Here is an 18,589-nt window from a genome sequence, read left to right on the forward strand (position 1 = left end):
CCCTGGGCTGCCCAGGGCAGCCCAGGGCAGCCCAGACTTTCCCGAGACGCGAGGAGACCAGCGGTGTACGGCGATGCGGCGACGATCCGGAAGATCCTGACCGAGCTCGGCGACACCTGGGCCGTGGTGGGCCTGTCGTCGAACCGCGGCCGCGCCGCATACGGCGTCGCCGAGGTGCTGCGGCGCTTCGGCAAGCGCGTCGTCCCGGTCCACCCCAGGGCGGAGACCGTGCACGGCGAGCGGGGCTACGCCCGTCTCGCGGACATCCCCTTCGCCGTGGACGTGGTCGACGTCTTCGTCAACAGCCACGTCGCCGGCCCGGTCGCAGACGAGGCGGTCGCCAAGGGCGCCAAGGCCGTGTGGTTCCAGCTCGGCGTGGTCGACGAGGCAGCCTGGGCGCGCACCCGGGCGGCGGGTCTCGAGATGGTCATGGACCGCTGCCCGGCGATCGAAATCCCCCGCCTGACCTAGGGTGTGTCAGCCTCTTCTCACATTTCGCAACTGAATAGAAACATTCTGCAACCATCGCTGACCTGTGTAAAGGCATCGCAAAGGGAGTCCCTCTGAAATAGTCAAATTTGCTCTGGTGGGCTTCTGCGGAGCGGGCCCCTATTCCTACTGTGAGCGGCCGTTGAGCGTTAATTCAGTGTTCAGATAGTGAGAGGCCCCTTGACATGGTGAAAGTGGACCATGCAGCCCCCGACATCACACGGGACCGGACAGGTCTGCGGCGGGACGTCGGACTGATCGGACTGATGTGGGCCTCGGTGGGTTCCATCATCGGCTCCGGCTGGCTCTACGGCGCCGAGAAGGCAGTCGTGACGGCCGGTCCCGCGGCGATCATCTCGTGGCTGATCGGCACGGTGGCCATCGTCCTGCTGGCGCTCGTGCACGCCGAACTCGGCGGCATGTTCCCGGTGGCGGGCGGCACGGCCCGGTACCCGCACTACGCCTTCGGTGGCCTGGCCGGCATGTCCTTCGGCTGGTTCTCCTGGCTGCAGGCGGCGACGGTGGCACCCATCGAGGTCGAGGCGATGATCGGCTACGCCGCTCACTGGGACTTCGCCAAGGGCTTCCAGCACGCCGACGGCACCCTGACGACCAGCGGTTTCGTCGTCGCCGTCGTCCTGATGGCCGTCTTCGTCGCGGTCAACTTCCTGGGTGTGCGGGTCCTCGCCCACACCAACAGCGCGGCCACCTGGTGGAAGATCGCCGTGCCGCTGGCCACGATCTTCATCATCGCGGTGGGCAACTTCCACCCGCACAACTTCACCGTCCACGGCTTCGCCCCGTTCGGCGCCAAGGGCGTGCTGGGCGCGATCAGCTCCAGCGGCATCATCTTCGCCCTGCTGGGCTTCGAGCAGGCGATCCAGCTGGCGGGCGAGAGCCGCAACCCCAAGCGCGACCTGCCGCGTGCGACCCTCGGCTCGGTCGCCATCGGCGCCGTGATCTACGTCCTGCTCCAGGTCGTCTTCATCGGCGCGCTGCCGATCAGCTCCTTCGCGCACGGCTGGGCCAAGCTCGACTTCCCCGGTATCAGCGGCCCGTGGGCGGGCATCGCGACGCTGGTGGGCCTGGGCTGGCTGGGCGTGGTGCTCTACGTGGACGCCGTCATCTCCCCCGGCGGCACCGGCCTGATCTACACCACGGCGACCTCGCGTGTCTCCTACGGCCTGGCCAAGAACGGCTACGCGCCGAAGGTCTTCGAGAAGATCGACTCCCGCGGCGTGCCGTGGTTCGGTCTGATCATCTCCTTCGTGACCGGCATCGTCTGCTTCCTGCCCTTCCCGAGCTGGCAGGAGCTGGTCGGCTTCATCACCTCCGCGAGCGTCCTGATGTACGCCGGCGCCCCGCTGGCCTACGGCGTCTTCGCCGACAAGCTGCCGAACCACGAGCGTCCCTACCGCCTGCCGGCCGGCAAGGTGGTCGCGCCGCTGTCCTTCGTGGTCGCCAACTTCATCATCTACTGGGCCGGCTGGGACACCCTGTGGCGGCTCGGCATCGCGATCGTCCTCGGCTACGTCCTGCTCGGCGGCTACGCCATGTACGCCACGGCCAAGGGGCTGCCGGACGCGCCCCGGATGGAGTGGAAGGCCGCCCAGTGGCTGCCCGGCTACCTGGTGGGCATGGGCCTGATCTCCTGGCAGGGCGGCTTCGGCGGCCAGGGCCACCTCCCCCTGTGGTGGGACATGCTGGTCGTCGCCGCCTTCTCGCTGGCCGTCTACTACTGGGCCCGGGCCACGGCGTGCAAGCCGGAGGCGATCGAGCGCAGCATCGAGGAGGTCGTGGTCACCGACGCACCCGCGCACTGACCCGCTCCGCTCCCCGTTCGGTGTCCCGTCAGCCGCAGCCAACCGGCCGCGCCTGACGGGACACCGTCATAATGCCCGGGTGACGCGTTCCTCCCCCACCCCGGCTCCCCGCCCCGCGAACGCTTTCCGGTCGTCGTCATCGGCGCCGGACCCGCGGGACTGACCGTGGGCAACATCCTGCGGGCCGCCTCCGTCGACTGTTTGGTCCTGGAGACCGGGTCCAGGGAGTTCATAGAACAGCGGCCGCGTGCGGGGGTGATCGAGGAGTGGGCCGTGCGCGGACCTCAGGAGCACGGCCTCGCCGAGGGCCTGCTGGAGCGGGCCGGGCGGCACACCGCCTGCGAGTTCCGCTTCGCCGGCGCCCGCCACCGCTTCCGGTACACCGAACTGACGGGCCATCACCACTTCGTCCATCCGCAGCCGCTGCTGGTGACGGACCTCGTGCGCGAGTACGCCGAGGTCCGGGGCGGCGACATCCGGTTCGGCGTACGGGCCGTGACGCTGCACGACACGGACACCGACCGGCCGTCGGTGTCCTACCTCTGCCCCGAGACGGGCGAACGGCGGCTGGCCCACTGCGACTTCGTCGCCGGATGCGACGGCGCGCGCGGGGTGAGCCGGTCCGCGCTGGTGCCGCGGCACGCCCGGATCACCCGGGTCGCCCGGATCGCCCGGATCGCCCGGATCGCCCGCCACGACTACGGCATCGGCTGGCTGGCGCTGCTCGCCGAGGCGCCGCTGTCCTCCGACTGCGTGCTGTTCGGCGTCCACCCGCGTGGATTCGCCGGGCACATGGCCCGCAGCCCGGAGGTGACCCGCTGCTACCTCCAGTGCCCGCCCGGCGACGACCCGGAGAACTGGCCGCACGAGCGTGTCCGGTCCGAACTGCGGCAACGGCTCGCGGCGGCGGACGCCCCGCCGCTGAACGAGGGACGGCTGCTGGAGAAGCGGGTGCTCGAGATGCACGACTACGTCGTCGAGCCCATGGCGCACGGCCGGCTCTTCCTGGCCGGTGACGCGGCCCACCTCACCGCGCCCATCGCGGCGAAGGGCATGGACCTCGCCCTGCACGACGCCTTCCTGCTCGGCGACGCGCTCGCCGCCCACCTCACGAAGGGCGACGACAGCGGCCTGGCAGGCTGCTCGGAGGCGTGCCTGCGGCGCGTGTGGGACTACCAGGAGTTCTCCCAATGGCTCTCCGACGTCTACCACGGCACCGCGTCGGGCGATCCCCACCGCGCGGGCACCACGCTCGCCCGGCTGCGGCGGCTGTTCACCTCACCTGCGGCCGCGGCCGCCTTCGCGGAGCAGTACCTCGGCACGGCCGCCCGCTACTGAGCGCCGGTCGCCCTCAGTCATGGACCGGCCGGTCGCTGAGCCGGTGGTCCGCGACGTTCAGCGCCTCGTCGACCAGCCGGCGCAGATGGCCGTCGCGCAGCGAGTAGACCACTCGGCGGCCCTCCTTGCGCGTGGTCACCAGTCCGGCCAGCCGCAGCCGCGCCAGGTGCTGGCTGACCGCCGGACGGGCGGCGCCGCACGCCTCGGTGAGCGTGGTGACGTCGGCCTCGCCGGACGCCAGCGCGTGCAGCAGCGTGAGCCGGGTGCGGTCACCGAGCAGGGCGAGGAGTTCGGCGGCGAGGGCGAACTGCTCCTCGCCCGGGGTACGCGGATGCGCATGATGCGCAGATGATAGGTGCATGCGTGCGCTCATACGCACATAATGGCTTCGTGGGCGCCCGGCGTCCACCTCCCGCACGGAAGGGGAACCACGTGAGCGACCGGCACCACCACGGACACGGGCACGGCCAGCACCACGGACACGGGCACGAACCACACGGGAACGGGCAGCGCCACGACGCCAGTGCCGAGCGCGGCCACGACCACGACCACGGACGCAACGCCCACGCGCCGGCGTCCCTCCGTCACCGCCTCGCGCACCTGCTCACCCCGCACTCCCACGAGACCGCCGACAAGCTCGACGCCGCGCTGGAGTCGTCGGCCCGGGGCATCCGGGCGCTGTGGGTCTCGCTGGCCGTCCTCGGCGCGACCGCGCTCGCCCAGGCACTGGTGGTGGTCGCGTCCGGCTCGGTCGCGCTGCTCGGGGACACGGTGCACAACGCGGCGGACGCGCTGACCGCCGTACCGCTGGGGATCGCCTTCGTGCTGGGCCGCCGCGCGGCGACCCGTCGCTTCACCTACGGCTACGGCCGCGCGGAGGACCTGGCCGGCCTGGTGATCGTGCTCACCATCGCCGCGTCGGCGGCGTTCGCCGCGTGGGCGGCGGTGGAGCGGCTTCTCGATCCGCGGCCCGTGCATCACCTTCCGGCGGTGGCCGTGGCGGCCCTGGTCGGTTTCGCGGGCAATGAGTGGGTGGCCAGGCACCGGATCCGGGTGGGCCGTGCGATCGGCTCGGCCGCGCTGGTCGCCGACGGACTGCACGCCCGGACGGACGGGTTCACCTCGCTGGCCGTGCTCGTGGGCGCCGCGGGCTCGGCGCTGGGGTGGCAGGCGGCCGACCCGGTCGTGGGTCTGGCGATCACGGCGGCCATCGCGCTGGTGCTGCGCGACGCGGCGCGTGAGGTGTTCCGGCGGATGATGGACGCCGTCGACCCGGCCCTCGTGGACCGGGCCGAACAGGCGCTGCGCGAGGTGCCGGGTGTGCGGTCGGTGGGCGAGTTGAGGCTGCGCTGGATCGGCCACCGGCTGCGCGCGGAGGTGGCGGTGGTCGTGGACGGCGAGGCGACGGTACGCCAGGCCCACGCGGTCGCCGTCGACGCCGAACACGCCCTGCTGCACGCCGTCCCCCGGCTCACCGCGGCCCTGGTCCACGCGGACCCGGCCCCGGCTCCCGGCGAGTCGGACCCGCACCTGGCGCTCGCCCACCACGCCACGGCCTGAGCCGCCCGGGGGTCAGGCCCCCAGCCCGTCCAGCACCACGGCCCCGGGCAGTTCCGCGAACGCCTTGCCCGGCACCAGCAGCTTGCCGCGCCGGCGGCCGCTGCCGACCAGCACGTAGGGCAGGTCGACGACGACGGAGTCGACGAGGACCGGCCAGCTCTCGGGGAGCCCGATCGGGGTGATGCCCCCGTACTCCATGCCGGTCTCCCCGGTGGCCAGCTCCATCGGCGCGAACGAGGCCTTGCGGGCGTCCAGCTGACGGCGCACCACCCCGTTGACGTCGACGCGGGTGGTGGAGAGCACGACGCAGGCGGCGAGGCGCGTCTCGCCACCTCGTCTGCCCGCCACCACCACGCAGTTCGCGGACCGTTCGAGCAGGTCCCGGCCGTAGTGCTCGACGAAGACGGCCGTGTCGGCCCACCGCGGATCGGTCTCGACGTAGACGATCCGGTCGGCGGGGACGCTGCCGCGCCACTGGCGTACGGCGTCGGCGACCGGGCCGGTGAGCTCGTCGAGACAGTCGGGTGCGGGGGTGGCCCGGTCGAAGTCTCCGATGGGTGCGCGCATGTCCGCACGCTAACAGCCGTGCGGTGCGGCCCCACCGCGCGTCTCAGTGGACGGGCGGCACCGAGATCAGTGGACGGGCGGCACCGAGACCGCCATCACCATCTCCATCGGGACGGCGCCTTCGTTGGCGTACGTGTGCGGGGTGTTGGCCTCGAAGGAGGCGCTCGCACCCTCGGGCACGCGGTACTCCACTCCGTCGACCGTGAGCGCCAGTTCCCCCGCGGTCACGTGGACCAGTTCGACGGTGCCGGTGGGGTGCGGGTCGGAGGGGCTGCGCTCGCCCGGCATCAGGCGCCACTCCCACATCTCCAGCGGTCCGGGCGCCTCGGCGCCCGCGAGCAGCCGGTTGTAGCTGCCGGCGTCGGTGTGCCACAGGCGGACGGCCTGGTCGGCGGGGACGATACGGACCTTCGGGCCCTGCTCGTAGTCGAGCAGGGTGGTGATGCTGACGCCCAGCGCGTCGCCGATCTTGACGACGGTGCCCAGGCTGGGGTTGGTGCGGGCCTGCTCGATCTGGATCAGCATGCCGCGGCTGACTCCGGCGCGGGCGGCGAGCGTGTCCAGGGTGAAGCCGCGCTCGGTGCGCCAGCGCTTGACGTTGCGTGCCAGGGACTGGGTCAGCAGGTCGAGGTCCGACACATTCCGTCCAATATTCTGGATGACAGAGTTTACTTCATTGAACTACGGTGGGTTGCACCCGACCGTTCACCGAACTGTACTGCGAGGCAGACCGTGACAGCATTCTTCGCCCTGGCCACCAGCCTCCTGTGGGGCCTGGCCGACTTCGGCGGCGGGCTGCTGACGCGACGCAACCCGGCACTGACGGTGGTCATGGTCTCCCAGACGATCGCGGCCGCGGTGCTGGGGGCGGTGGTGGTCGCCACCGGCGCCTGGAGCGAGGCGGGCCCCCAGCTCTGGTTCGCGTTCGCCGCGGGCCTGGCCGGGCCGGTGGCGATGCTCTCCTTCTACCAGGCACTGGCCCTCGGTCCGATGGGTGTGGTCTCGCCGCTCGCGACGCTGAGCGTGGCGGTGCCGGTCGGCGTCGGCCTGGTGCTGGGCGAGCGGCCGGGGCTCCTGCAGGTCGCGGGCATCGCGGTCGCCGTCCTCGGGGTCGTGCTCGCGGGCGGGCCGCAGCTGAAGGGGGCCGCGGTGCAGCGGCGGACGATCTGGCTGACTCTGGTCGCGGCGCTGGGTTTCGGAACGGTGTTCGCACTGATCGCGGAGGCGTCCACCACGGTCACCGGGCTGTTCCTCGCGCTCTTCGTGCAGCGGGTGACCAATGTGGCCGCGGGCGGGGCCGCGCTGTACCTCTCCGTGCGGCGGGGCGGGGCCGTGCTGCCGGAGGGCGGTTTTCCCTGGGGCGCGCTGCCGGCGCTCGCCTTCGTCGGCCTCGCGGATGTCGCCGCCAACGGCACGTACTCGGTCGCCGCCCAGCACGGCCCGGTCACGGTGGCCGCGGTGCTCGCCTCGCTCTACCCGGTGGTGACCGCGCTGGCCGCCCGCGGCTTCCTCAGCGAACGGCTGCGGGCGGTCCAGGCGGCCGGCGCGGGGCTGGCGCTGGTGGGGACACTGTTGCTGGCTACGGGCTGACCCCGCAGCCGGGCGGTGGCCAGGGCCGTACGCAGCCTCGGTGTCCAGCCCGGCGAGGGCCGGGGGCCGTACTCAGCCCTCGGTCTCCAGCCCGGCGAGCCGTGCGCCCGGGCCCGCCTTCCCCTCCAGCCCGGCGAGCCGGGAGGCATCCTCCGCGTCCAGTCCGGCCAGCCGGGCCACGCCCTCCTCGTCCAGGTCCGACAGGGCGAGCAGCTGATCCGGGGTGACGCCCTCGGGTATCGGCACCGGTGCCGGCGTCCTGAGCGGTGGCTGCCAGCCCTCGGCGGCGGTCCAGCGGCGTACGACCCGGGCCGGCGCACCGGCGACCACCGCGTGGTCGGGCACGTCACCGCGGACCACGGCGCCGGCCGCGACCACCACGTTCCGCCCGATGCGCGCCCCCGGAAGGATCACCGCGCCGGTGCCGATCCAGCAGCCGGGACCGATCTCGACCGGCTCCATCCGGGGCCACTGCTTGCCGATGGGCTGGTGCGGATCGTCGTAGGAGTGGTTGGTGGAGGTGACGTAGACGTACGGCCCGAAGTAGCAGTCGCTGCCGATGGTGACCGTGGTGTCGGCGATGACGTGGCTGCCGCGGCCGAGGACGACTCCGTCGCCGATGCGCAGGATGGGCTCCGCACCGAGGTCGAGGTCGGGCATCAGGCCGGCGGTCAGCGTGACCTGCTCGCCGATGATGCAGTGCGCGCCCAGATGGATCCACGGCTCACCGAAGACCGTGCCGAGAGGGAAGGCGAGCCTGGTACCCGTTCCCATCGCGCCGAAGCGAAGGCGCCCGGGGTGCTCGGCCGTGACGGAACCCGTGCGCTGCACCCAGGCCCAGCCCGCGTGGACGGCGCGCTGGGCGAGGCGGCGCCGCCAGGATGAGAACGTGTTCTTGCGCTTGGGCACCCGCTCACCGTACTCAGCGCGCCACAACCGCACCGGCTCGGACGCCTGTGATCTTCGCCCCACCGATGACGTACGGTGCCGGGAGCACCCATGCCGTCGGAGGCAGTGAAAGGCAGGACGAGGATGACGCACAAGGCGCTGATTACGGGCATCGGAGGCCGGGAGCCGCAGGTCGACGAAGAGGCGTTCGTGGCGCCCACGGCCACGGTGATCGGGGACGTGGCCCTGGGCGCGGGGGCGAGCGTCTGGTACGGCGCGGTGCTGCGCGGCGACGTGGAGCGGATCGCCGTCGGCGCGCGCAGCAACATCCAGGACAACTGCACCCTGCACGCGGACCCCGGCTTCCCGGTCGCCGTCGGCGAGCGGGTCTCGGTCGGGCACAACGCCGTGGTGCACGGGGCGACCGTCGAGGACGACTGTCTGATCGGCATGGGCGCGACGGTGCTGAACGGCGCGGTGATCGGTGCCGGTTCCCTCGTGGCCGCCCAGGCGCTGGTGCCGCAGGGGATGCGGGTGCCGCCGGGTTCGCTGGTCGCGGGGGTGCCCGCGAAGGTCAAGCGGGAACTGACCGAGGAGGAACGTCAGGGAATCACCCTGAACGGCACCATGTACGCCGAGCTGGCGAAGGCCCATGGCGAGGAGCACGCCTAGAGGCCCAGGCCGGACGCCCGCTCGCCCGTTCCCCGGTGCTCGCCGCGCCCCCTCGGAGGCGCGCGCTACTCCCCGGCGGCCACGGGCTCCGGCTCTTCGGTCTCGCGCCGGGAGGCGCCCGCCTTCTTCGCCTTGCGCTTGAGCACCAGCATCGACGCCAGCCCGATCAGCAGGGCCGCCACCAGGCCCAGCCACGAGAACTTCTTCAGCCAGGACTCGGCGACCACGCCGACGTAGTAGATGACCGCCGTCGTGCCGCCCGCCCAGCAGATGCCGCCGAGGACGTTGGCAACGAGGAACTTCCAGTACGGCATCCGCAGCACGCCCGCGAGCGGGCCGGCGAAGATGCGCAGCAGGGCGACGAAGCGGCCGAAGAACACCGCCCACATGCCCCACTTCTCGAAGGACCGCTCGGCGGTGGCGACGTGCCCCTCGCTGAAGTGCCTGGGGAACTTTCTCCCCAGCCAGGCGAGCAGCGGCCGGCCGCCCTTGCGGCCGATGGCGTACCCGATGGAGTCGCCGACGACCGCCCCGACGGTGGCGCACGCGCCGAGGACGACGGGGTTGATGCCCGAGTGCTGGGAGGACATCAGGGCGGCGGAGACCAGGACGATCTCCCCGGGCAGTGGGACGCCCAGGCTCTCCAGACCGATGACCAGGGCCACCACGGCGTAGACGGCGGCCGCGGGTACCGTGTCGAGCCACTCCTGGACGTGCACCGCCGGTCCTCCCCGTTTCGCGTCCATGTGTTCCCTGGGGGCGCCCGCGAAGACGCGCCCCCAGGGAAGCCTACCGGTTCGGCACGCTCCAACGGCGTGCCGCAGAACGCGCAGCGAGTGCCGAGGGAGCGGGCGCGGGGCGGTCCACGAGCGCCGTCACGGACTGCACGGCCGCCACGACCTGCACGGACTTACCGGATTTACCGAACTTCAGAAACTTCGCCGACGCCAAGGACTCCGCGGACTTCACCGACTTCAACCTCACGGACCTCACCAACCTCACGGCACCGGGACCGCGGGTCCCGCGTCGCCGAACGGGGCGTCGCCGCGGTGGCAGCTCGCCCGGACGAGATGCTTCTCGCACCGTTGCCCGGGCGGGCTGCCGCCCGGCGCGGGGTGCCGGCCCCGCCGGCCCGCGAGGACGGCGAGGCGCCCGCGCGCCACGTACGCCGCTCCGGCCGCTCGGAACCCGTGGACCGCTCGGACCACGGAGCCCACCCGGGCCACCCAGACCGCGCGGTCCGCTCCGCCCGGGCCCCACCGGTGTCCGGCACCGCCGGGCGGCCGATCGGCCGGGCCCGCCGGGTCAGCGGGGTCAGCGGGGTCAGCGGGTCGAGCAGCCGCCGCTGTACCCCGCTCCCGTCGCGCGCCTCGACCACGACCCGGGTACGGGACGTGCCGGAGCCCGGGACGACGACGAGTCCTCTGCCCCGGCTGAGGAGGAGCTCGCCGGGGACGGTCAGGTCGTGGCTCACTTCGCCGGTGCGTACGGCGCAGCCGGAGACGAGGACGGTCCACCGGCCTCGATCGGCCTCCGGACGGAGGGCGGGATCGGCGGCGCTGCGCAGGAGTCCGTCGTCCCTGTACGACCACTGCTGCGGCCCGGCCACCGAGCAGGCCGCGAGGCCGGCCCCGGCGCCCGCCGCGACCCGGCCGCCGCGCACGTCGAGACGGAGACCGGCGGCCGGCGCGCGCAGCCGGCCGTGGGCGACCTCCGCGGGCCGGGATGCGGAGGCGGCGGACGGGTTGCCGGAGGGAACGGCGGCAGCGCTCGGGCGGACCGCGTTGCCGCCCGGCGCTCCCCAGGCGGTGCGGGGGCCGGGAACGGCGCCGGTGTTCGTCCAGGCGCGCACGACCAGCACGGTGGCGAGCAGGGCGAGGGACGCGAGGCCGATGCCCAGGGCCAGGGCCAGGGCCTTCCAGTGCCGGCGTGACGGCGTGTCCTGGCCGGCGGACGGGGTACGGTGCCGGCCGCCGCCCGGGGCCCGGGCCGGATCGGAGGCGGACGGCGCCGAGGGGGAGGCGGCGCGGGCCGGGCGGGAGTCGAGATAACGGCGGGCTCCCCAGCCGAGCACGGTCTCGGCGAGCAGGACGTCCAGGCCGCCGCCGAAATGACCGAGCTGTTCGGCGGCATGACGGCAGTGGGAACACTCCCGCAGATGCCGCCGGACATCGGGCAGCAGCGCCACACCCCGGCTCATGGGGACGCCGAGGAGGCGGTTGTAGAAACGGCATTCCCTGGACGTGGCGAGTTCGCGGTGAGCGCGTACGCAGCCGGCCCGGAATTGCTCGCGCGCCTGGTGCAGGGCGCCCGCCGCGGTATCGGCGTCAACCGCCAGCAGACCGGCCGGTATGGATATGGGTTCGGCCTCGACCTCGGTGTGCCACAGCAGGCATTGGAAGGCCCCGGGAAGAGCGTGGAAAGCGCGTTCGGCCAGTTGCCGCCTTTCGGGCGTCACGGACCGCACCGCGCGCAGCCCGCGACCGCCGGCGGGCCTGCGCAGTTCCGGCAGTACGACGCAGGCCGCCTCGTCGGCGGCCCACGTCCGGACGGTCTCCCGGGCGGCCGCGAGGAGTTGCGGACGCAGGGCGCCGCCGACCGCCCCGCCGGTCTGCCGACGCATTACCTGGCCGAAGGCTGCGGTGGCCACCATGGCCGCCGAACCGCCCGTGGCGGCCAGGCAGATGACGGCGTAGTCGTAGGTCGCCCGCCAGTGCCGGGCGAGCAGCAGCGCGACGGCGTGGTGGCCACCGTCGGGGTCGCGCAGCCGGGCGACGAGTCCGCGGTCGGACTCGCCGGGGGGCGCGCCGCGGTGGGGCGGATAGGGAGGGCGTGGGGGGTGGGGGGATTGCACGGAACCATTTCCTTCCGAGCCGCAGGGCGGCATGCGGAACGCACGTCCAGGCGAATGCGGGTGCCAAGAGGTGCGCATCTGACCGGAAAAGCGAGGCCGGCCTTCGCCTTTCCCACAGGGAGGCTCACCTTCGCACACGCGACTCACAAGAAACAAGAAGTTCGAATGGCGGATGTACCAACGGCCGGATATTGTCGGCAGGTTACCTCGGGTAGCCGCACCGGCATTCGAAGCACCGGTCGCAGGGAAGTCAACTTGTGCCCAAGGACGTCCGTATGGCACACGAAATCTCCAACTCCCGTCCCGCAGCGCACTCCTACGTTTCTCCGGGGCCGCTCTCATACCCGTGGGCCGGCATGGCGCGTCATGACCGTCCCCCGGTCCTCAGCCCCGTCCCCCGGCACCCGCACCGTCCGCAAGCCCGTCGTCCCGGCCGCCGGAACGGGGCACCCGCTTCCTGCCCGCGGCCAGGGCGACACCGAAGGAAATGCTGCCGGTCGCCGACAGGCCGGCCGTCCAGTACGTCGTCGAGGAGGCGGCCGCGGCCGGGCTCGGCGTCATCCTGATGGTCACCGGGCGGCACAAGCGGGCCATCGAGTACCACTTCGACCACGCCTTCGAACTGGAGCAGGCCCTGGCCGCCGAGGGGGTCACGGTGTGGCTGGACGCCGTCCGCGACCCGGCCCGCCTTGCCGCCGTCCACCACATCAGGCAGCGGGCTCCGCTCGGACTGGGCCACGCTGGGCTGTGCGCCCGCCGGTGCATCGGCGACCAGCCGTTCGCCGTGCTGCTCGGTGACGACCTCATCGACCCGCGCGAGACCCTGCTGAGCCGGATGCTGGACGTCCGCGACCGGCACGCGGGCAGCGTGGTCGCCCTCATGGAGGCGGCCCCGGCCCGGCTCCACCTCCATGACCGCGCGGCGGCGAACCCACCGGTGAGGAGGGGGTGGTCCATGTGACGGGCCTGGTCGAGAAGCCTTCACGCGAGGACGCGCCGAGCGCCTACGCGGTGATCGGCCGCTAGTCCTCGACCCGGCCGTGTTCGACGTCCTGGAGCGCACCCCGCCCGGCCGCGGCGGCGAGATCCAGCTGACCGACGCCCTCCGGGAACCGGCCGCGGGCGGCACGGTGCGCGGGGTGGTCTTCGGCGGCCTGCGCTACGGCACCGGCGACAAGGCGGACTACCTGCGCACGGTCGCCCGCCTGGCCTGCGACCGTGCGGATCCGGGCCCCGGGTTCCTGGCCTGACTCAAGGAGTTCGTCGCCAAGCGGGAGGTCGGCGAGGAGGCGGCGGACCGCCGGATCGGCGAGGGGCCGCGGACCCGCCGGATCGGCGAGGGGGCCGCGGACCGCCGGACCCGCCAGGGCCGTCACTTCGCCGCCTGACCGCCACCGAGCGAAGGCCCCGGCCGGGAGATTGCCCGCCGGGGCCTCCGCGCGCCGCGCCGCTCAGCCGTTGGGCCGAAGTGTCCAGAGCACCGTCATCTCTCCGGTGACGGCCCCGTCGCCGCGCCGAATCTCGATCGACACCGGGAACTCGGGCCGCTTGCCCGCGTCCAGTTCCGCGACGACCTCGGCGGCCGGCCGGCCCAGGGTCGCGGTGGCGGTGACGGCCCCCATCGCCAGCTTCCTGTAGGCGATCTCGGCCCGTACGGCGAGCGGCACGGCACGCGAGAGCTGGTCCCCGAACGCGGCCAGCACGATCGCGCCGCTGGCGGACTCGCCGAGCGTGAACATCGCGCCGGCGTGCGGCCCGCCCACGTGGTTGTGGTATTCGCTCTGGTCCGGCAGGGCCACCACGGCCTTGTCCGGCGTGGTCTCGAGGAACTCGAGGTTCAGGGTCCGGGCCATCGGCACGGTGGCGGCGAGCATCTCGCCGATCGGCATCTGATCTGCGCTCATGGCGCCATATTACTCATCGGTAGCCGAATCTGAACAGACAGAGCGGACCATGGAGGCCGGGGGCCGGGTTTCTGGTACGTCCCTGACAAGGGCCGGTGACCGAATCGTGTCCCCCGCGCCACTAGGGTTACTGCCCATGTGGCCAGGACAGCAGCCGCCCGGGGGCGAGCAGAATCCGCAGAACAACCCGTATCAGCAGCCGGGGTACCAGCAGCCGAATCCGTACCAGCAGCCCGGATACGAGCAGCCCGGATACCAGCAGCCCAACCCCTACGCGCAGCAGCCGCAGTGGGGTGCTCCCGGCCCCACGGGCGCGCCACAGCCGCCGCAGGGCGGGGACGGGAGCGGCGGCGGGAACCGGACGAAGCTCGTCGCGATCATCGCGGCCGCGGCGGTGGTGGTGGCCGCCGGCGTGACCGGTTTCCTGGTCCTCGGCGGCAACCACGACGACAAGGCCGGCGGCGGCAAGAACAACAAGCCCGGCCCTTCCAAGCCGGCGACGGCCGACCCGAGCGACTCGGCATCCGCGCCCGACGACAACCCACGTGGCACCGGGACCGCGAAGCCGACGATCGCCGGCTGGAAGGTCGTGGTGAACCCCAAGTGGGGCGTCGCCTACGACGTGCCGGCGGACTGGGAGGTGCAGGCCCCCGGGGTGGGGATCGGGTTCGAGGAGAACAAGAGCGGCAAGCTGCTCGCCGTCATGTCCGGTGCCGCCAAGTACAAGTCGAAGTGGTGCACCTCGGACGACGACAAGGACGGCCGCACGGACGACACCTCCCTGGCCGCGACGGGCGTCAAGGGCGCCGACGGCGCGAAGAACACGGACGAGGTGGCGGTGAACACCGTCGGCTGGTGGGTCTACGGCGGCTACACGCAGCCCGACAAGAAGAGCCTCACGCTGGAGAAGAAGGCCCAGGCATACAAGACCACGTCGGGCATCAGGGGCAGCGTCGCCTGGGCGTACTCGACGAACACGCCGATGAAGGGCAAGTGCGCGAGCGACGGCAAGGCGGTCAGTTTCGGCTTCAAGAACTCCGCCGGGGACTTCGTCTCGTGGAACTTCTACGGCGCCAAGGGCGTGCACGACGAGGTGTCCAAGGCGACCGTCATGAAGATCCTCAGTACAGTTCGGCTGAACGGTGACCCATCAGGGGCATGACATTCCACGCCTGGCCCCCGCGGACCAGGGGGCGAGGCGCAGCCACAAGGAGACACATGAAGATCCGAGCAGCCACCGCGCTCGCAGCCCTGGCGCTGGGGGGCGCCGTACCGCTTCTGGGAGCGACGTCCGCGTCGGCCATTCCGCCCACGAAGTGCAACGAGATCGCCAAGCAGATGATCACGACCAAGGACCTGACGCCGATCCGGGCGGGCTACAGCTCGACCGCCCGCGTCATCACCAACCTCGGCAAGGGCTACAAGGTCCGTTTGGTGCAGCAGTGCGTCAACAGCAAGGGCAACCTCTGGTACTTCACCGACGCGCCGTACAGCCACGGCTGGATCTACTCGGGCAATCTGCGCAACGGCTGACACCGGCGCCGCTGCCGCCGTCCCCCCGCACGGGCACACCGGGTCTGAACACGGGCGAGTCAGCCGATACCGAAGGCCCCGTCAGGGGGGACGGGTGACGGTACCGCGGTCTCGTCGCGCACCGGTTCGGCGTCCCCGGTGAACTCCCTGAGCGCGGTGCCGTGTTCGACGCGGGCGGGGAAGACGTCGGAGGCGGTGAGACGGGTCAGGGCGGCGGCGTCCACGGGGTGGTGCGCGGCGACGAGTACGGCGTTGCCGAAGCGGCGGCCGCGCAGCACCCCCGGCTCGGCGATCAGCGCCAGCTCCTCGAACGCCGCGGCGAACGTGGCGAGTTGGGAGCGCAGGAAGGCGAAGGGCGCGGCGTCGGCGAGGTTGGCGAGATAGACGCCGCCAGGACGCAGCACACGCTCCGCCTCACGGGCGTAGGCGAGGGACGTCAGGTGGGCCGGGACCCGGGAGCCGCCGAAGACGTCGGCGATCAGTACGTCCGCGGAGCCGGCCGGGGCCGCCTCCAGCCAGGCGCGGGCGTCGGCGGCGTGCAGCGTGATGCCGGACCCGTCCGGCAGCGGAAGGTGGTCGACGACCAGTTCCAGCAGCCCGCGGTCGGCCTCGACCACGTCCTGCCGGGAGCCGGGGCGGGTGGCGGCCACGTACCTGGGCAGTGTGAGCGCGCCCCCGCCGAGGTGCAGCACGTCCAGCGGTCGGCCCGGTTCCGCGACCGTGTCCAGGACGTGCCCGAGCCGGCGCGCGTACTCGAACTCCAGGTGGGCGGGCGCGTCCAGGTCGACGTACGACTGCGGCGCACCGTCCACGGTTAGCAGCCAGGCCCGTGCGCGGTCCACGTCGGGCATCAGCTTGGCGGTCCCGTGATCGACGGTCCGGGTCACGGGTATGGGCTCGGTCACGGGTCCATTGTGCCGGGCCGGGCGCACCCGTGGACGTCGCGGGGGACCGCGCGACCGGCCACGACCGGCCGCGCAGTCCCCCTGCTCCCGGCAGCCGTCCTCACTCCACGGCGGTGACGGTGCCGGCGCCGACCGTCCGGCCGCCCTCACGGATGGCGAAGCCCAGGCCCGCCTCCAGCGGCACCTCGCGCCCCAGCTCCACCGTCATGGTGACCGTGTCCCCGGGCCGGGCGACCGCCCTCTCGCCGAGGTCGACGTCGCCGACCACGTCCGCCGTGCGGATGTAGAACTGCGGCCGGTAACCGGTGGACACCGGGGTCGCCCGGCCGCCCTCACGCGTCGACAGGACGTACACCTGCGCCGTGAAGCGCCGCCGGGGCGCCACACTGCCCGGCGCCGCGACGACATGCCCGCGGCGGACCGCGTCGCGCGGGACACCGCGCAGCAGCAGCGCCACGTTGTCGCCGGCCTGCGCCTCCTCCATGGGCTTGCCGAAGGTCTCCAGCCCGGTCACGACCGTCTCGACCTCGGCGCCGAGCACCTCGACCCGGTCGCCGACGCGGACCGTGCCGCGCTCGACCGCGCCGGTGACGACCGTGCCGCGGCCGGTGATGGTGAGCACGTTCTCCACCGGCAGCAGGAACGGGGCGTCCAGGTACCGCTCGGGCATGGGCACATACGTGTCCACGGCGTCGAGCAGCGCCTCGATCGACGCCGTCCACCGTGGGTCGCCCTCCAGCGCCTTCAGCCCGGAAACCCGGACGACGGGCACGGCGTCGCCGCCGTAGCCCTGCTCGGTGAGCAGGTCGCGGACCTCCAGCTCGACCAGGTCGATGAGCACCGCTTCCTCTCCGTCGTCGACGGCGTCGGCCTTGTTGAGGGCGACGACGATGTGGTTCACGCCCACCTGCCGGGCGAGCAGCACGTGTTCGGCGGTCTGCGGCATGATCCCGTCGAGCGCCGAGACCACGAGGATCGCCCCGTCGAGCTGCGCGGCCCCGGTGACCATGTTCTTGACGTAGTCGGCGTGGCCCGGCATGTCCACATGCGCGTAGTGCCGGGTGTCCGTCTCGTACTCGACGTGCGCGATGTTGATGGTGATGCCGCGCGCCGCCTCCTCCGGCGCCCGGTCGATGCGGTCGAACGGTACGAACGTGCCGGTGCCGCGCTCGGCGAGAACCTTGGTGATGGCGGCGGTCAGGGTGGTCTTGCCGTGGTCGACGTGGCCCATCGTGCCGATGTTCAGGTGCGGTTTGGTGCGTACGTACGCCGTCTTGGGCATGGCTGTACCTCGAAGCCTGGTGATGTGGTGCGGGGACCCCGAGGACTCGCCGACCCTCCCCCTGCGGGGTCCGCCGGACATTCCGGGAAGGGTCAGCTTCGGGCGCCGTCGACCGCGGCCAGGAGGATCGGGACGGCAGCCTTCGGAGCATCCGCGACTGCGGATGCTGCGAGGACGAAGGCGTGCCGGAACATGGCATCGATCATCCAGGACAACCCGCGGCGGGTCGAATGGTTTTCGGCGACGTCCTTCATCCACGCCCGCGGCGCCACGGCACTCCCGGCCCCTCGGGCTGGCGGCACCTGTGACGCTCCTGGGACGCACCATACGGCGACCACACATGGCCGTCGGTTAGTGTCGCCGAATGCTCGATGCCACCACCCGCTCTGGGGGCACCGCCACGGCCTCTCCCCGGGCCACCGCCACGGAGCTCGCCGCCGCCGTACCCACGGCCGTGCCCGCCCGAGGCGCGAGGGCGCTCCTCTCGCCCTGGTCACGGCTGTCCCTGCTGCTCGTCCTGCTCGCGGCGGCCGGCGCGTCCGTGCTCCTCTTCCAGCCGCAGCGGCTGCTGGCGCACGGCTGGCCGCCGCACCTGGGCGGGGCTGCGGCCGCGGTGGTGTTCACGGTGGCGTACGGGCTGTGCACGGTGGCGTTCGTGCCACGTCCGTTGCTGAACCTCGCCGCGGGCGCGTTGTTCGGCTCGCAGCTGGGCCTCACGGCGGCGCTGGCCGGTACGGTCCTGGGGGCCGGGATCTCCTTCGGTCTCGGCCGGGTGCTGGGCCAGGACGCGCTGCGGCCGCTGCTGCGGGGCCGGCTACTGAAGGCGGCGGACGGGCAGCTGAGCCGGCACGGCTTCCGGTCGATGATGGCCGCCCGGCTGTTCCCGGCGGTGCCGTTCTGGGCGGCCAACTACTGTGCCGCCGTCTCCCGCATGGGCTGGCCGGCGTTCCTGCTCGCGACGGCACTCGGCTCGATCCCGAACACCGCCGCCTACGCCGTCGCCGGCGCCCGCGCCTCCGCCCCGACCTCGCCGGCCTTCCTCATCGCGATGGCCTGCATCGCCGCACCGGCCCTGGCGGGCGCGGCCGTGGCGTGGCGCAAGCGCCACCACCTGCGGCGACGCTGACGCCGCCGGGGGCAGCGGCCCGTTCCTCCAACACCCTTGCGCCGCGCTCCTCCAGGCC

The 18,589-nt window shown here is 72.7% G+C and carries 18 protein-coding genes and 2 pseudogenes; 10 read left to right on the top strand and 10 right to left on the bottom strand.

Annotation, left to right across the window (positions count from 1 at the left end; all coding sequences use genetic code 11):
- Nucleotides 1–63 precede the first annotated feature (63 nt).
- The 3 genes and pseudogenes from ACH4UM_RS27990 to ACH4UM_RS28000 all read left to right on the top strand — a co-directional run.
- Complete coding sequence (locus ACH4UM_RS27990; protein ID WP_398184898.1) at nt 64–471, top strand: CoA-binding protein; 408 nt, start codon at nt 64–66, stop codon at nt 469–471.
- 203 nt (nt 472–674) lie between these two features.
- On the top strand, nt 675–2,312 hold the full coding sequence (locus ACH4UM_RS27995; protein ID WP_398184901.1) for an APC family permease: 1,638 nt from the start codon (nt 675–677) through the stop codon (nt 2,310–2,312).
- A 114-nt stretch (nt 2,313–2,426) separates the two neighbouring features.
- Nucleotides 2,427–3,650 (top strand): annotated as a pseudogene (locus ACH4UM_RS28000) (4-hydroxybenzoate 3-monooxygenase); the annotation flags it as partial.
- 13 nt (nt 3,651–3,663) lie between these two features.
- Here ACH4UM_RS28000 and ACH4UM_RS28005 read toward each other — a convergent pair.
- Nucleotides 3,664–4,023 (bottom strand): ArsR/SmtB family transcription factor, encoded by a 360-nt coding sequence (locus ACH4UM_RS28005; RefSeq protein ID WP_398184904.1) that lies wholly within the window; start codon nt 4,021–4,023, stop codon nt 3,664–3,666.
- 59 nt (nt 4,024–4,082) lie between these two features.
- Between ACH4UM_RS28005 and ACH4UM_RS28010 the strand changes: the two genes are divergently transcribed.
- Complete coding sequence (locus ACH4UM_RS28010; RefSeq protein ID WP_398184907.1) at nt 4,083–5,210, top strand: cation diffusion facilitator family transporter; 1,128 nt, start codon at nt 4,083–4,085, stop codon at nt 5,208–5,210.
- Between the two features lie 12 nt (nt 5,211–5,222).
- Here the strand turns inward: ACH4UM_RS28010 and ACH4UM_RS28015 are convergent, their stop codons facing one another.
- Complete coding sequence (locus ACH4UM_RS28015) at nt 5,223–5,777, bottom strand: YbaK/EbsC family protein (RefSeq protein WP_398184910.1); 555 nt, start codon at nt 5,775–5,777, stop codon at nt 5,223–5,225.
- 66 nt (nt 5,778–5,843) lie between these two features.
- Nucleotides 5,844–6,416 (bottom strand): helix-turn-helix domain-containing protein, encoded by a 573-nt coding sequence (locus ACH4UM_RS28020; protein WP_398184913.1) that lies wholly within the window; start codon nt 6,414–6,416, stop codon nt 5,844–5,846.
- A 93-nt stretch (nt 6,417–6,509) separates the two neighbouring features.
- On the opposite strand from ACH4UM_RS28020, the gene ACH4UM_RS28025 reads away from it, so the two are divergent.
- Nucleotides 6,510–7,367 (top strand): EamA family transporter, encoded by an 858-nt coding sequence (locus tag ACH4UM_RS28025; RefSeq protein ID WP_398184916.1) that lies wholly within the window; start codon nt 6,510–6,512, stop codon nt 7,365–7,367.
- A 72-nt stretch (nt 7,368–7,439) separates the two neighbouring features.
- Here the strand turns inward: ACH4UM_RS28025 and ACH4UM_RS28030 are convergent, their stop codons facing one another.
- Complete coding sequence (locus ACH4UM_RS28030; RefSeq protein WP_398184919.1) at nt 7,440–8,276, bottom strand: acyltransferase; 837 nt, start codon at nt 8,274–8,276, stop codon at nt 7,440–7,442.
- Nucleotides 8,277–8,399: 123 nt separating this feature from the next.
- Here ACH4UM_RS28030 and ACH4UM_RS28035 point away from each other — a divergent pair, with 123 nt between their 5' ends.
- Nucleotides 8,400–8,927 carry a gamma carbonic anhydrase family protein gene (locus ACH4UM_RS28035; RefSeq protein WP_398184922.1) on the top strand — a complete coding sequence of 176 codons (528 nt, stop codon included), beginning with the start codon at nt 8,400–8,402 and terminating at the stop codon, nt 8,925–8,927.
- Between the two features lie 65 nt (nt 8,928–8,992).
- Here the strand turns inward: ACH4UM_RS28035 and ACH4UM_RS28040 are convergent, their stop codons facing one another.
- Both ACH4UM_RS28040 and ACH4UM_RS28045 read right to left on the bottom strand, forming a co-directional pair.
- On the bottom strand, nt 8,993–9,646 hold the full coding sequence (locus ACH4UM_RS28040; RefSeq protein ID WP_398185097.1) for a DedA family protein: 654 nt from the start codon (nt 9,644–9,646) through the stop codon (nt 8,993–8,995).
- A gap of 200 nt (nt 9,647–9,846) precedes the next feature.
- Nucleotides 9,847–11,781 (bottom strand): hydrolase, encoded by a 1,935-nt coding sequence (locus tag ACH4UM_RS28045; RefSeq protein WP_398184925.1) that lies wholly within the window; start codon nt 11,779–11,781, stop codon nt 9,847–9,849.
- A 366-nt stretch (nt 11,782–12,147) separates the two neighbouring features.
- On the opposite strand from ACH4UM_RS28045, the pseudogene ACH4UM_RS28050 reads away from it, so the two are divergent.
- A pseudogene (locus ACH4UM_RS28050) lies at nt 12,148–13,031 on the top strand (UTP--glucose-1-phosphate uridylyltransferase).
- Nucleotides 13,032–13,232: 201 nt separating this feature from the next.
- Here ACH4UM_RS28050 and ACH4UM_RS28055 read toward each other — a convergent pair.
- Nucleotides 13,233–13,670, bottom strand: coding sequence for a DUF4442 domain-containing protein (locus ACH4UM_RS28055; protein WP_398185100.1), 438 nt, complete (start codon nt 13,668–13,670; stop codon nt 13,233–13,235).
- 151 nt (nt 13,671–13,821) lie between these two features.
- Between ACH4UM_RS28055 and ACH4UM_RS28060 the strand changes: the two genes are divergently transcribed.
- Both ACH4UM_RS28060 and ACH4UM_RS28065 read left to right on the top strand, forming a co-directional pair.
- A complete protein-coding gene (locus ACH4UM_RS28060) occupies nt 13,822–14,847 on the top strand; it encodes a hypothetical protein (RefSeq protein ID WP_398184928.1) in 1,026 nt (341 codons plus the stop codon).
- 56 nt (nt 14,848–14,903) lie between these two features.
- Nucleotides 14,904–15,218, top strand: a complete 315-nt coding sequence (locus tag ACH4UM_RS28065) for a hypothetical protein (protein WP_398184930.1) — start codon at nt 14,904–14,906, stop codon at nt 15,216–15,218.
- Nucleotides 15,219–15,277: 59 nt separating this feature from the next.
- Here ACH4UM_RS28065 and ACH4UM_RS28070 read toward each other — a convergent pair whose 3' ends face one another.
- From ACH4UM_RS28070 to ACH4UM_RS28080, 3 genes are all read right to left on the bottom strand, one after another.
- Nucleotides 15,278–16,123: a spermidine synthase gene (locus ACH4UM_RS28070; protein WP_398184933.1), complete on the bottom strand. Its 846-nt coding sequence runs from the start codon at nt 16,121–16,123 to the stop codon at nt 15,278–15,280.
- A 100-nt stretch (nt 16,124–16,223) separates the two neighbouring features.
- Complete coding sequence (gene tuf, locus ACH4UM_RS28075; protein ID WP_398184936.1) at nt 16,224–17,405, bottom strand: elongation factor Tu; 1,182 nt, start codon at nt 17,403–17,405, stop codon at nt 16,224–16,226.
- Between the two features lie 92 nt (nt 17,406–17,497).
- Complete coding sequence (locus ACH4UM_RS28080) at nt 17,498–17,659, bottom strand: hypothetical protein (RefSeq protein WP_398185106.1); 162 nt, start codon at nt 17,657–17,659, stop codon at nt 17,498–17,500.
- A 110-nt stretch (nt 17,660–17,769) separates the two neighbouring features.
- Between ACH4UM_RS28080 and ACH4UM_RS28085 the strand changes: the two genes are divergently transcribed.
- The gene (locus tag ACH4UM_RS28085) at nt 17,770–18,531 is read left to right on the top strand and encodes a TVP38/TMEM64 family protein (RefSeq protein ID WP_398184939.1); all 762 of its coding nucleotides are present in this window, start codon (nt 17,770–17,772) and stop codon (nt 18,529–18,531) included.
- Nucleotides 18,532–18,589 lie beyond the last annotated feature (58 nt).

The sequence above is a fragment of the Streptomyces sp. NPDC020801 genome (genome assembly GCF_044334385.1).
Classification (GTDB): domain Bacteria; phylum Actinomycetota; class Actinomycetes; order Streptomycetales; family Streptomycetaceae; genus Streptomyces.